Source organism: Alphaproteobacteria bacterium, from assembly GCA_033344895.1.
GTDB lineage: Bacteria > Pseudomonadota > Alphaproteobacteria > UBA8366 > Aestuariispiraceae > Pacificispira.
Genome location: JAWPMN010000001.1, coordinates 104109 through 117737, shown reverse-complemented (window position 1 = coordinate 117737; position 13629 = coordinate 104109). Strand labels below are relative to the sequence as shown.

General features: G+C 63.6%; 12 protein-coding genes. 1 reads left to right on the top strand and 11 read right to left on the bottom strand.

Features of this window, described 5'->3' with window-relative positions; all coding sequences use genetic code 11:
• Positions 1 to 7 precede the first annotated feature (7 nt).
• The gene (locus R8L07_00575; protein ID MDW3204006.1) at positions 8 to 358 is read left to right on the top strand and encodes a RidA family protein; all 351 of its coding nucleotides are present in this window, start codon (positions 8 to 10) and stop codon (positions 356 to 358) included.
• 8 nt (positions 359 to 366) lie between these two features.
• Here R8L07_00575 and R8L07_00570 read toward each other — a convergent pair whose 3' ends face one another.
• Genes R8L07_00570 through R8L07_00520 form a run of 11 tightly spaced genes read right to left on the bottom strand, consistent with a single transcriptional unit; the run spans position 367 to position 13626 of the window.
• The gene (locus R8L07_00570) at positions 367 to 1710 is read right to left on the bottom strand and encodes an amidohydrolase family protein (protein MDW3204005.1); all 1344 of its coding nucleotides are present in this window, start codon (positions 1708 to 1710) and stop codon (positions 367 to 369) included.
• Between the two features lie 30 nt (positions 1711 to 1740).
• Positions 1741 to 2517 carry an alpha/beta hydrolase gene (locus R8L07_00565; protein MDW3204004.1) on the bottom strand — a complete coding sequence of 259 codons (777 nt, stop codon included), beginning with the start codon at positions 2515 to 2517 and terminating at the stop codon, positions 1741 to 1743.
• Positions 2518 to 2519: 2 nt separating this feature from the next.
• Entirely contained in the window at positions 2520 to 3386 is an 867-nt protein-coding gene (locus tag R8L07_00560) for a fumarylacetoacetate hydrolase family protein (GenBank protein ID MDW3204003.1), read from the bottom strand.
• 5 nt (positions 3387 to 3391) lie between these two features.
• Complete coding sequence (locus R8L07_00555; protein MDW3204002.1) at positions 3392 to 4873, bottom strand: SRPBCC family protein; 1482 nt, start codon at positions 4871 to 4873, stop codon at positions 3392 to 3394.
• A gap of 4 nt (positions 4874 to 4877) precedes the next feature.
• Positions 4878 to 5315 carry an SRPBCC family protein gene (locus R8L07_00550; GenBank protein MDW3204001.1) on the bottom strand — a complete coding sequence of 146 codons (438 nt, stop codon included), beginning with the start codon at positions 5313 to 5315 and terminating at the stop codon, positions 4878 to 4880.
• Positions 5312 to 7381 (bottom strand): flotillin domain-containing protein, encoded by a 2070-nt coding sequence (locus tag R8L07_00545; protein MDW3204000.1) that lies wholly within the window; start codon positions 7379 to 7381, stop codon positions 5312 to 5314. Before R8L07_00545 ends, R8L07_00550 begins: the two co-directional genes overlap by 4 nt.
• A gap of 17 nt (positions 7382 to 7398) precedes the next feature.
• Positions 7399 to 8232 carry a phosphoenolpyruvate hydrolase family protein gene (locus R8L07_00540; protein MDW3203999.1) on the bottom strand — a complete coding sequence of 278 codons (834 nt, stop codon included), beginning with the start codon at positions 8230 to 8232 and terminating at the stop codon, positions 7399 to 7401.
• Positions 8219 to 10480 carry an ABC transporter permease gene (locus R8L07_00535; GenBank protein ID MDW3203998.1) on the bottom strand — a complete coding sequence of 754 codons (2262 nt, stop codon included), beginning with the start codon at positions 10478 to 10480 and terminating at the stop codon, positions 8219 to 8221. The genes R8L07_00540 and R8L07_00535 overlap by 14 nt, the downstream gene beginning before the upstream one ends.
• Complete coding sequence (locus R8L07_00530; GenBank protein ID MDW3203997.1) at positions 10473 to 11264, bottom strand: ABC transporter ATP-binding protein; 792 nt, start codon at positions 11262 to 11264, stop codon at positions 10473 to 10475. The genes R8L07_00535 and R8L07_00530 overlap by 8 nt, the downstream gene beginning before the upstream one ends.
• A 23-nt stretch (positions 11265 to 11287) precedes the next feature.
• Positions 11288 to 12535 carry an ABC transporter substrate-binding protein gene (locus R8L07_00525; GenBank protein MDW3203996.1) on the bottom strand — a complete coding sequence of 416 codons (1248 nt, stop codon included), beginning with the start codon at positions 12533 to 12535 and terminating at the stop codon, positions 11288 to 11290.
• A gap of 26 nt (positions 12536 to 12561) precedes the next feature.
• Positions 12562 to 13626, bottom strand: a complete 1065-nt coding sequence (locus tag R8L07_00520) for a branched-chain amino acid ABC transporter permease (GenBank protein ID MDW3203995.1) — start codon at positions 13624 to 13626, stop codon at positions 12562 to 12564.
• Positions 13627 to 13629 lie beyond the last annotated feature (3 nt).

Sequence of the window (13629 nt, the reverse complement as noted above, 5' to 3'; positions counted from 1 at the left end):
AACCCCAATGAGCGATATCAAACGCATCAAACCCGGCACCCGGATGAGCCAGGCCGTTATTCACAATGGTGTGGTCTATCTGGCGGGGCAGGTCGGCACCCCAGGCGCCGACATTCAGACCCAGGCCCGCACCGCGCTGGAAAGTGTGGACGCCCTGCTGGCCGAAGCCGGCACGGATAAGACCCGCCTGCTGCAGGCCACCATATGGCTGGCCGACATGAAGGACTTTGCGGCGGCGAACGAGGTCTGGGACGCCTGGGTCGCCCCCGGCAATCCCCCGACCCGCGCCTGCGGCGAGGCAAAGCTGGCGACGCCGGAATACCTCTATGAGGTCATCATCGTCGCCGCCCTGCCGTAACGCTGGGCCTAGTACCTCATCCCAACGGTTTGTGCGGACGGCGCCTTGTGAAAGGCGCCGTCCTGCATGATTGCCACAATGCGTTTGTGGTCCTGGAGGACGCGCACATCCGTGCTGGGATCTCCGTCGACCAACAGCATGTCCGCCAGATAGCCTTCCTTGATCATGCCGAGTTCATGGCCCATGCCCATGATCTCGCCGCCCAGCTTGGTGCCGGCCTGGATCGCCTCGATCGGGGACATGCCGACCAGATCCACGAAGTATTCCAGGTCCTTCGCGTTCGTGCCGTGCGGTGTCCACGCGAAACCGTAGTCTCCGCCGATCAGGACCCGAATCCCGCGTTCGCGCATCTTGCGCATGGATTCGACCGCGTGTTCCAGTTCCCGTTCGTAGGCTTCGGTCATCGGCGTGCCGGGCTTGATGCCGTATTCTGCGGCGTTGCGCGCCGTGTTGATCAGCCAGGCGAGGCCGGGTGCCACGAAATGCTTGTCCTTGTTGGCCTCCAGCATGTCGAGCGTCTGTTCGTCGGTGAAGGAGGCGTGGTAGATGATGTCGATGCCGAATTTCACGCAGCGCTGAATGGATTCCTTGGACCGGGCATGGGCTGCGAGACGGCGGTGACGACCCTTCGCTTCCTCGACCGCGACGCGGATTTCCTCGTCGCTGAACTGGTTTTCCTCGGCGCCCATGCCGGTGATTTCCTCACCGGACAGGTTGATCTTGATCGTGTCGACGCCCCATTTCATCAGTTCCCGTACCTTGCGACGCATGTCTTCCGGCCCGGAAACCACGATACCCAGGTTCAAACCTTCATGCGGGATATGCGGCAGGGACGCATCGCCCAGCCCGCCGACTGACGTCAGCTCCGGACCGGCGGCGGTGTAGCGCGGCCCCGGCACCTTGCCCGCCCGGATGGCGTCGCGGATTACCACGTCCAGGCGCGGCTTTGCGGCTGCCGCGCCATATCCGGCCGTAAACCCGGCATCCAGCAGCAGCTTCGCCATATAGACGCAGTTCAGCATGTGCTCCTCGACCGGCATCATCTGGATCGGGTTGATGCCTGGCGCATTGTTCCAGCTGAGATGCAGATGTGCGTCGATCAGGCCGGGCATCAGGGTCATGCCCCGACCGTCGATGCGCTGAGTGCCGCCATTGCTCTGGCTGTTCCAACCGAAACCGCCGGCGCCGGATCGCGAGATCGACTTGATCCGGTTGCCCGAAACGGTGACCTCGCCCGAATAGGGCTTCTCGCCGGTGCCGTCCAGAATGCGGACATTGCTGAAGACGATCTCCGGGTTGCGCGGCGCGCCGCCGCCGGATCCGCCCCAGCCTCCGAAACTGTTGTCAGCCATGGTTTCTCTCCCTTCGTGGCGGCCGTTCTTTTACGCGGCCGCGTCCAAATGTTGCCGCAACAGGTCCGCCGACCGTTGCGGGTCTTCCATTGTCATCCAGTGACCGATCCCGGAAAGGGTCTCGACCGTTGCGCCGGTGATGCGGCGCTTCAACTCCTGCGCCATCGCAACCGGCGCGACCGGGTCGTCGCTGCCCGCAATCATCAGTGTCGGGCAGGCGATCGCGGCGTGGTTCGCCGCCTGGGCGCCGCTCAACGCCTCGCAATGGGCGGCGTAACCGGCGGGGTCCTGACGCATCAGGCTTTCGCGCACGAAGGCCGGGACAACCGGGTTCGCTTTGCGGGATGCGACGGAGACACTTGCCTGGGAAACGGCGTCGGCAATGCTGGTCATTCCGTCCCGGCGTGCGGAGACGGCCCGGTCCTTCAACCCGGCACGCGCGGCTTCCGGCGGTTCCAGAATGGCACCGAATAGGGTCAGGCTGAGGGCCTGAAAGTCGCGGTCGGCCGCGAGATACTGACAGATCAACGTGCCCATGGAATGCCCGACCAGATGGGCCCGGGAAATCCCGGCCGCACGCATCATTTCCTTCACGTCCTGCGCCATCGCCTTCAGGCCCGGCTTGCCGGGGCGTAGCGCCGACCGCCCCGCGCCGGGCAGGTCGGGGCGCAGGATGTCGAATCCTTCCAGCGCGCTTATCTGGGGCTGGAACGTGTTTGACGTGCCGCCCAGACCGTGGATCATCACCACGGTAGGGCCCTTGCCGCAGCGTTCCGCGATCATGCTGCCCAACCGGACCTCCGTCATGATCAATAGGCCTCCACCGGGTTTTCCAGGATGCCGATTCCGGCGATCTCGACACGCACCGTGTCTCCGGGCGTCAGATATTTCGGCGGCTTGAAGCCGATCCCGACACCGGCGGGCGTGCCGGTGGCGATCACGTCACCGGGCATCAGGGTGATGCCGTTCGAAATTGCTGCGATGATCGTCGGTACATCGAAGATCAGCAGCTTGGTGTTGGAATCCTGGCGCAGTTCGCCATTGACCCAGCACCGGACCGCCGTGTCTTCCAGGTTGATCTCGTCGGCGGTGACCGCCACCGGGCCCATCGGGCAGAAGGTGTCCTGCGATTTTCCGATCAGCCATTGACTGTGCAGGCCCTGCAGGTCGCGGGCGGTCACGTCGTTGACGATGGTATAGCCCCAGACATGGGAAAGCGCGTCTTCCTTGGAAATGTTGCGCCCGCCCTTGCCGATGATCACGGCCAGTTCAGCCTCATAGTCGACTGCGGTGGTGACGCCGGCATCGACTTTCACGGCGGCTTCGTGCGGGATCACGCTTTCCGGCAGTTTGGAGAAGACAATGGGCGCTTCCGGCACCGCGCCCTTGGCGGCGCTGCTGTCGAAGCCGGAAGAGGCGAATTCATGGGCGTGTTCGAAGTAGTTCTTCCCGACGCAGAAGATGTTGCGATGGGGACGCGGCACCGGCGCGACCAGTTTGATGTCCGAAACGGACAAGCTCTCCGCATCGCCGGGCATGTCCGATCCGATCAGGGCGGCAACGCCGTCCCGGTCGGCGGCACCGGCCGGCAGGTCCAAGCGCGTAATCGTCCCGCCATCGTCCGATACGCGGCCGACATGACGTTCCCCGTTCCAATCGAAGGTGGCCAGTTTCATACGTCTTATCCTTTCTCGTACAGATCGTCGGGGATCAGAATAGTGGCGCCGGTCGTCTCCCGGCTTTCGAGGGCTCGGTGCGCCTCCGCCGCGGCGCTGAGGGGCAGGGTGCGCCCGATATCAACGCGAAGAACGCCGTTGCGCAGGGCGTCGAACAGGCGGCCGGTTATGGCCGCGATCTTGGCCGGCGTATCGGTGTAATGGCCGAAATTTGGCCGCGACAGGGTTACGGATCGGCCGGCCAGGGCGCTGATGTCCCGGGGGCCGATATCGCCTGACGCCTGGCCGAAGCTGACCAGATGCCCGCAATTTGCCAGCGCGGCGACGGAATGATCGAACGTATCACGACCGACGGCGTCATAGATCACGTCGACGCCCCGTCCCCGGGTCAGGTCCCGCACTTGCTTTTCGAGACTGTCGCGGCCCGGTAAAATGACGTGATGGGCACCGGCCGCTCGTGCGATCCGCGCCTTTTCCTCGCTGCTGGTCGCGCCGATCACGGTCGCCCCAAGCCGGTTCGCCCAGCGACAGAGCAGTTGCCCGATGCCGCCGGCCGGGGCGTAGATCAGCACCGTCTCGCCCGTGCGGACTGGATGGACCCGGTGCAGCAGGAACTCCGCGCTCATCCCCTTCAGCAGGATCGCGGCGGCCTGCCGGTCGTCCAGGAAGTCCGGCAGGGGAACGACCGAGGCCGCGTCCATGGTACGCACGGTGGCGTAGGCTCCGACCGGTGCGCAGGCATAGCCGACGCGCTGGCCCGGTTTCAGGTGGCGTATATCCGGGCCGACGGCATCCACGACGCCGGCCGCTTCCATCCCGGGGGCGCCCGGCGGCTCCAGGAGGTCGAAATAGCCGCTGCGGCAATAGACATCGATAAAGTTGACCCCGATTGCCGTCTGGCGCAGACGGACCTGACCGGGTCCCGGGGGCGGGGCGCTGATGTCCCGCATATGGAGTTCTTCCGGTCCGCCATGCCGATCGATCATCATGGCACAGCCCGGTAAGGCCGCGCCGGACGCAATTGCGGGGACAGCAGGGGACTTGATCGTTGCGGATTCCACACGGTCACGCACGGCATCGAACCCGGCTTCATAAACGCCCTCGGCGACCAGCTTTGCCAATTCGTTCTCGCGGCCCTTCGGCGTGCCGAAACTAGACGTCCAGGACCAGAAGGTGCGGTTGCCGTCCGTGACCGGTTTCAAGGCGATTTCGGCGACATAGTTCTGCAGCGGTACATCGGCATCGACGATGCAGTAGCGCAATCGCTTGTCCTTGTCGGACAGGGACAGCAGCCGTTCGCGGATGCGGTCGCCTGATTCCAGGGTGAAATTGCGGACGGCACCGATCTGGTCCGTGCGGCGACCTTCTTCGAGGTCGCTGCGCCGGACAGCCGGATGCCAGCGGTCATGGCCGTTGAAGTCGCGCAGGACTTCCCAGACCGCCGCGATTGGGGCGTCGATAATGGTGCTGCGTCGCACGGCGACCATGGCATCAGCCCCCGAAGCGTTCCTTCAGCGCGTTGAACCCGCCCTGGAACACGCCGTTGCCGATCAGATCGGTAAGTTCTCCTGCCCGCTCCGGGGCGCAGTCGAACTCCGCCGACCATTCCGCGAAGGTGCGCCCGCCATCGGTGATCGGCGACAGCTTCAGGGTCGCGACGTAATTCTCGACACCCATCGGGCTTTCCAGGATCGAATAGGTGCAGGCGAAGTCATAGTCCGACAGAGCCAGCAGCTTCTCGCGGATGAAACCGCCGTCCTTCAGGCGGAAGGCCCGGACGCAGCCGACCTGATCCGCCGGGGCGCCGCCTTCGATACGGCTCTCCGCAATGGCTGGATGCCAGGAAGGCAGGCTGTTGAAGTCGCGGATCGCCGCCCAGACCTGGTCCGCAGGTGCGCCGATGACGGAAGATGCATAGACCTCGGTCATGCGTCGTCATCCTTTTTCTTCTTGGATGCCTGGGCTTCCTTGGCCAGGGACTGCGCGTCCTTGGCGGAGCGGAAGATGTCCCCCATCTTGGCGACACCGGCATTCTCGACGCCGATTTCCTTCATCATTTCGTCAATCAGCGGGGCCTGGGCGCGATAGCGCAATGCGCTCTCGATCACCTCGTCGGTGGGGGAGCGATGACCGCCATCTCCGCCATGCCCGGTCAGACCGTCGACATGCAGGATCTTGATGCCGTCGATCTTCTCCATGGGCTTGACGCTCTCGCGCACGATGCCTTCCAGGCGGTCGATCATCTTCGAGCGGATTCGGCCGGCACGGGCGTCTTCGCTGAGTACGTTTTCGGCTTCGTTGCGCAGGCGTTCGGCTTCCGCTGCCACCGCTGCGGAGATCTTGTCCGCTTCGGCCGCGATAACCGCAGCATCGGCATTTTTCTGCGCCAGCAACCTGTCGACAGCGGCAACACGTTCGGCGATTTCCCGCTCGCGGACTGTAGCGACCTTCTCCTCTGCCGCGACGGCTTCGGCGCGGGCTGCCTCGGTCGTGGTCCGCACATCGGCCTCTTCCGATTGCTTGCGCAGACGGGCGATTTCCCGCTCGATATCCGCAAGCTCCAGAGCCATCGCGCGTTCGATTTCCAGACGCTTCAGGTCCCGGTCCTGCAGGATTCGGGCTTCTTCCAGGCCGCGGTTGGATGCAATGCGGGCCCGTTCGATTTCCTCATTGGCGGAAATCTCGGTTTCCTCCAGCGACTGCCGCTGCGCAATCTGCTGCGCGCGCAACAGGCGGTCGCGTTCGATCCGGGCCTTGTCGAGGATCTGCTCCTGGGCGATCCGGGCGGATTCGACCGATTTCGTGGCGGCTATGCGGGCCGTCTCCAGTTGCTGACCGCGGGCGATTTCACGCGCTTCGGTCTCCTCATCCGCCGCGATGCGGGCTTCCCGCAATTGCCGTTCGGACACGATCTTGGCGCGCTCGACATCCTCAGAGGACGCGATTTCCGCCGTCTCGACCTCGTGCCGCTGCTTGATCTGCAGGGTGCGGATCTGCTTTTCCCGGTCGATGCGCGCCTGTTCCAACGCCTCTTCCTGGGCGATGCGGGCGGCTTCGATCTGCTGCTGGGCGCGGATTTCGATTTCCTCCAGCGCACGGCGACGTTCGATGTCGAACTCCCGGGTCTCGCGCTCGCTGGCGATCCGGGATTTCTCGGCCTCCGCCTCGCGGGCGACGCGATCGCGGACGACCTCCATCCGCTGGGCCGCGCGCAGCGCCTCCAGCGCCCGTTCCTGATCCAGGCGGGAGCTTTCGCTTTCCTGCTCCAGCTTCAGGGTTTCCTTTTCCGCCTCCAGATTGCGGCTGCGGATGGCCAGCATCGACGATTGCTCGATATCGTTGCGCAGCTTGCGGCGCGACTCGATGGTCTCGATCAACTGCGTCAGACCTTCGGCATCGAAGCGGTTGGCAGGGTTGAAGTATTCCAGGTCCGTCTGGTCCAGGTCGGTGATGGCGACGGATTCCAGCTCCAGCCCGTTGCGAGCCAGGGCTTCGGCAGCCCGGTTTTCGACGATGGAGACGAAGTCGCCGCGCTTCTCATGCATCTCGTCCAGCGTCATCTCCGCCGCGACGGAGCGCAGGGCGCCGACAAACTTCCCGTTCAGCAGGTCCGCCAGGCTGTCACGGTCCATGGTGCGCCGGCCCAGAGTGGAGGCGGCGGCCGCGACGGCATCGGGCTTCTGAATGACGCGGACGAAGAATTCGGCCTCGATATCAACCCGCATTCGGTCTTTGGTAATGACCGCGCTGTCTTCCTTTCGGGCGACTGGAATGCGCACGACGTTCAGGTTGACGGGCGTCACCTCGTGAATGATCGGCAGGACCAAAGCCCCGCCGTTTATCACCACGGTCTCGCCGCCGAAGCCGGTGCGCACGAAGGCGACTTCCTTCGTCGAACGGTGGTAGAGCCAGTTCAACAGATAAACGATCACCACAATCGCGATGATCGCGATGATCAGCCAGAGAATGATGGATCCGATCAGGCCGGTCGTCATGGTCTCAATCCTCCCTATCAGCCCGTTCGCAGCGCTTTGAACGCTTTTGTCTGTTCGGTCAGTGCCTTTTCCGTCGGCAGCCGTTCCATGGAGGAGGCGCCGTAGAACCCGTGGCAGTTGTCGGTGTTCTTCAGGACATATTCGGCGTCCGCCGGCATGGCGACCGGGCCGCCATGGACCAGGACCAAGACATCCGGGTTCACGGACAGGGCGGCCTCGGCCCAGGAATTCACCAGGGCAGGGCAGTCCTCCAGCTTCAGCGCCGTTTCCGCGCCGATCGAGCCTCCCGTCGTCAGGCCGAGATGGCAGACGACGATGTCCGCACCGGCGCTCGCCATCGCCTTGGCGTCGTCTTCGTTGAAGACATAGGGCGTTGTGAACATGTCCTTTTCATGGGCCATGCGGATCATGTCGACCTCCTGGCCGTAGGACATGCCGGTTTCTTCCAGATTGGCCCGGAACGTCCCGTCAATCAGACCGACGGTCGGAAAGTTCTGAATGCCGGAAAAGCCGATTGCCTTCACCTGGTCCAGGTAGTGATCGAAGATGCAGAACGGGTCGGTGCCGTTGACCCCCGCAAGGACCGGAGTCTTCTTTGTGACCGGCAGGACCTCATGCGCCATTTCCATGACGACCTCGTTGGCATTGCCATAGGCCATCAGTCCGGACAGCGATCCGCGTCCGGCCATCCGGTAGCGCCCGGAATTATAGATCACGATCAGGTCGATCCCGCCCGCTTCCTCGCATTTCGCGGACAGGCCCGTCCCGGCGCCCCCGCCGACGATCGGCTCGCCCCGCGCTTTCATGTCCTGAAACTTCGCCAGAAGGTCTTTTCGTTCAAATCGCGGCATGGCGGGCCGTCCTCTCCGTTGCATTCCGTATCGGATTGATGTCGTTCAGGGCTTCGACCGTCGCCGTGGCGAAGGCCGGATCGTTTATGTGATGGGGCAGGCGGATCAGCCGCCGGTTCCCTTCTTCCCGGAAGGTTCGGGTAATGGCGTCGAACAGGGCCTTGTCGGCTTCCGGGTCATGGAAGGGCTGTCCTGGCGCATCCAAAGCCGACACGCCCCCTTCAGGGATCAGGAAGCGTACCGGACCGGTCATCTGGTTCAGCCGCTCGGCGATCCAGGTGCCCATCCTCGCGTTTTCCTCCGCCGTGGTGCGCATCAGCGTGACCTGAGGATTGTGTTCGACGAAGGTTCGGGATGCGTATTTCTCCGGCACAGTTTCGGGCGCGCGGAAATTCACCATGTCCAGGGCGCCGACAGAGCCGACATAAGGAATACGGGTTCGGATGAAGGCGCCGAACCGGTCTTCATCAGCCGCAAAGACCCCATCGAACATCATGTCGCATATTTCGGTCGTGGTCAGATCGACAGCCGCGGACAAAAGCCCGCTGTCGGCCAGTTTCTCCATCGAGCGGCCCCCGACGCCGGTGGCGTGGAATATGAGGCAGTCATAGCTGTCTTCCAGTTGCTCGGATATCTGCTGGATGGCTGTCGTCGTGACGCCGAACATGGTCAGGCCCAGGCCCGGTTTGTCGGCTTTCTGTGTCTTCTTGACCTGCGCATGGCGGACCATGCCGGCCAGCGCCGTCGCCCCATTGCGCAGAACCTGTCTGGAAATGCGGTTCAGGCCCTGCACATCGGTCACCGGGTACATCATCATGATGTCGGATGGGCCGACATACTGGCCGACATCGCCGGATGCGATGGTGGAGATCATCACTTTCGGAATGCCGATCGGAAGGCGCCGCATCGCCGGCGTGGCAAGGGCGGTCCCGCCGGATCCGGCCGCCGATATGATGCCGCCAATTCCGTGCTGCCGGACGATCCATCTCTCGAACGCCTCGGCCATCGCGCGGACAGAGGCGCCACGGTCTCCGGAAAAGACGCCGGTGGTCCCGCGTGGGTGATAGGCCGCGATGACATGCGGGGGAATGTCCGCGGACGAAGGCTTTCCGGATGTGGAAAGGTCGACCGTGCGAATGCGCAGCCCCTGTTCTGCAATGCAGTCCCGGATGTATCGCAGTTCCGCACCCTTGGTGTCGAAGGTCCCGACAACCAGCACATCATCGCCGCGCAGTGCGTCGAGCGCGGTCGGCTTCTCGCGATAAATCGGTTCGGGCGCGGCATCGAAGGGGCGGGTTGGCGGATTGGCCGGTTTTGTTACCGGCGCGGTTGCGGCCTTGTCTTCCTTCCAGCCGGCGCTGGACCAGCGGGTCGGCGGCACATAGACGAAGCTTTTCGGTTTTTCGGCCGCGTCGTCTTTCGGTGTCGCGGCTTCTGCCGGATGTTCCGGTTCGGCGGGCGCGTCCTGCGGCGGTTCGTAAGCCGGAACGTCGACTTCCATATCGTCGTGGGAATGGCGGCCGACACCCAGCAGGCGTTCCTGCAACGCACGATCATTGGCCAACTGCTTTGCCGGCATGACGCGGCTGATCCGGCCGTTTACCATGATCGCGACATCTTCCGAGATCGACGTCGCGACCGAGATGTTCTGTTCGATCAGCAGGATCGCGACATCGCTTTCCTCGGCGAGGGTCGACAGCAGTTGCTCGACGTGATCGACGATGACGGGGGCGAGGCCCTCGGTCGGCTCGTCCAGGACCAGCAGTTGCGGGTCCTGCAGCAACGCGCGGGAGATCGCCAGCATCTGCTGTTCGCCGCCGGACAGCTGACCACCGCCATTGCGGCGTCGTTCGGCAAGGCGCGGGAAGGTGTCGTAGATCCGATCGATGGTCCAGGCGCCGCTGCCGGTATCGGCCAGACGCAAGTGCTCGTCGACGGTCAGGGACGGCCAAAGCCGGCGGCCCTGCGGTGTGTAGCCGACGCCTTTGCCGGCGATCTTGTAGGGCTGCTGGCCGATCAGTTCCTCGCCCTTGAACCGGATGGAACCGCGCCGCGCCGGCTGCAGGCCCATGATCGCATTGCACAGGGTCGTCTTGCCCATGCCGTTGCGCCCGACCACGGAATGGACGCCGTGCTCCAGTGTCAGATCGACACCCTGCAACGCGTGAGATTGGCCGTAATAGACGTGCAGGTCGCGGATCTGAAGGACCTCGGAAGCACTGGGGCGGTTTCGGTTCCGGTCAGCCATGACCTTGCCCCAGATAGAGTTCCTGGACTTCCGGATCGCTCTCGATCTCGGCAGGGGTGCCTTCCTTGAAGATGCGTCCGTTGTGCATCATGGTCACGCTTTCGGACACGCGCAGTGCCACATCCATGTCGTGTTCGATGATGATGTATCCGATGTGGTCCGGCAGCGACTGGAGGATTTCGATCAACTCCGTCCGTTCTGTCGGGGACAGGCCGGCCGCCGGCTCGTCGAACAGGATCAGACGCGGGGCGCCCGCGAGCGCAAGGGCGATCTCCAGCTGGCGCTGCTGGCCATAGCTGAGGGTCGCCACCTGCGTCTCGCGCACCGCCTCCAGATGGACCGCCGCCAACAGGGTTTCGGCCATCTGCATCGTCGCGTCGTCCCGCTTGGGCCGCCACAGGGAGAAACGGCCTCGGCCGACCCCGCGACAGGCGAGATAAATGTTGTCTATGACGCTGAGCCCATGAAACAGCAGGGAAATCTGATAGGTGCGGCGCAGGCCGCGACGAATCCGCTCATGGGCGGGCAGATCCGTCACGTCCTCACCGAACAGGCGGACACGGCCGGTGGTCGGGGGGAAATCCCCCGTGATCGCGTTGAACAGGGTGGTCTTGCCGGCCCCGTTCGATCCCAGAACCGCACGCCGCTCCCCGGCCCTGACCGTCATGTTGATGTCGGCCAGTGCTACCAGCGCGCCGAAATGGCGGCTGACGGCTTCAAGCTCCAGCGCATAGCGTCCGGCGCTTTGAAGGCGGGAAAGGGCGTCGGTCTTGGCTATCGGCATCGTATCCATCCCCGACTACGGGCTTATTCGCAGCTCGGGTTGTCGCGGCCGACCTGACCGTACTCCAGGAACTTCTCGTAGGAGAGGCCCAGGGTCTGGCTGACCTGCGGAATGACCTTGATGGTCTTGTTGACGAGGTTGCCTTCCGGACCTTCGATGACCTCCGTCAGGAAGATGTCGGCAATCGCGTTGCGGCGTTCGTCCAGCGATACCATGCCCGTCGGGGTTTCGAAGGACAGATTGGACAGGGCTTCACGGTACTTCTTGCCGCCGTCCGACAGATCGCCGCCGACTTCCTCAAGCGCCAGCAGTGCGGCCTTGGTGTTGATGTAGTAGGCATGGGCAAACAGCGACGGGGACGGGAAGCCGTCCGGGAACTGTTCCTTGTAGGCGGATACGAAGGCGTTCCAGCGCGGGTCGTCCCAGGTGTCCGAAATCGGTCCCGCCGACGGCGTGCCGATGATGAAGTCGCGGGTGCGTCCCTTGGAGCCCAGAACCGTCTGGTCGACCGTGATTGAGCCTCCGATCAGTGGCAGTTCACCACCGGCCTGTTCGTATTGCGTCAGGAAGTTGACCGCGTCCGCGCCCCCGAGGGCGACATAGATGGCGTCAACATCATCCGGCAGCGCCGCGATGACCGAGGAATAGTCCTTGTTGCCGATCGGGACCCAGTAGCGGGCATCCACCGGCGCTTCGCCGCCCAGACGGCAGAACGGCTCCAGGAAGCCGAAGACCTGCGTGTAGGGGAAGGAATAATCTTCCGCCAGGACGGCGACCTTGCGATAGCCTTTTTCATTATAGACATACTCGCCGAGGCCGGCCATCCACTGGGCGCCTTCCGTGCCGAAGCGGAAGAAGTTGTCCGAGGGATTGCGCAGCGTCGTGTCCTGGGCGGCCGAGGAGCCGTTCAGGAAGGTGACGTCGGGTTGCGTCTTGGCGTAATCCTTGACGGCCAGGCCTTCCGACCCGGACAGAGGACCAACCAGGATTTCCACGCCATCCTGTTCCACAAGCTTGCGGGCGGCGCGAACCGCGCTGTCGGGGGAGGCGTCGGAAGAGCCGGTGATCAGCTCGATCTTCTTGCCGCCTGCGGTGTAGCCGAACTCTTCCAGCGCCAACTTGACGCCGCGCATGCCGTCTTCACCCAGGACCGTGAACGCCCCCTCAAGCGTTGCCAATGCCCCCATCTTGACGGTGTCTTCCGCCATGGCCGGCCCGGCGACCGACAGGACCGCCGCGGCGGCCAGCGCCTTCTTTCCAATACCGAACATCTCTTCCTTCCTCCCTATTGCTAGGTTTATTCGAGAGATCCGGCAGACTGCCGGTCGTCTCTTGCCATGCGTTCAGCCGATCGCTGCGCATTTCGTGAGAACCGAACCCGCTCGCGCAGGCGGTTCCAAATTCCCAACAGGCCATCGGGCGAGAACAGGACGACCAGCAGGAACGCCAACCCGATCACGGTGTTGAAGCGTTCGCGGTCGATCAGATCGATGGCGAAGTTTTCCAGAAGCACAAAGGCGATGGCACCGAGAAAGGGCCCGATCGGGTGACGCAGACCACCGACCACCGCAATCACCAGAATGTCGATGGCGACGTCGACGCCGACGGATCCGGGGGAAACCCGGCCGTTGAACCAGACCATCAGCACGCCCGCTGTGCCCGCGATGATGCCGGAGAAGAAATAGGCGGTGACGCGGTGCAGCGTCACGTCATAGCCCAGCGCCCGCATTCGGCGCGGATTGTCCCGGATTGCCTGCAGGCTGAGCCCGAACGGGGCCCGCGCGGCATAGACGATGGCGCCATAGAAGCCGGCCGAGATGACCAGCGTCAGATAGTAGAACGGCACCGGATCACGCCAGTAGATCCCGAACAGGGTTGGTGGCTCGACACCGGCGAAACCGGTGAAGCCGTTGAACAGGACGTAGTTCTGGCGCACGAAGTAGAAGAAGGCGACCGCGATCGCCAGCGTGATCATGATCGTGTAGATGCCTTCGGTCCGGACCGAAATCGCACCGATGAAGGCGCTGAACAGGGCGGCCATGAAGATTGCGAAGGGGGCGGTGATCCACCATGGCCAGCCAAGGCCCATGACCCCGACACTGTTGTCGCCGAAGATGGCCATCATGTAGCTGGCGAAACCGGCAACGGTCAGCTGTGCCAGACTGACCATGCCACCGTAGCCGGCCAGCATGACCAGCGACAGCGCGATTGTGCCGAGGATCAGGGAATAGGCGCCGATCTGATAGGTGAAGAAGTCCGATGCAAAGGTCGGATAGGCGATCAGGAAAACGGCCACCGCCAGTTTGGCCGGATGAACGTCCTTGAAGGAGAACTCGCCGGAGAAGAGGCGCCGCGTGTCCATGAT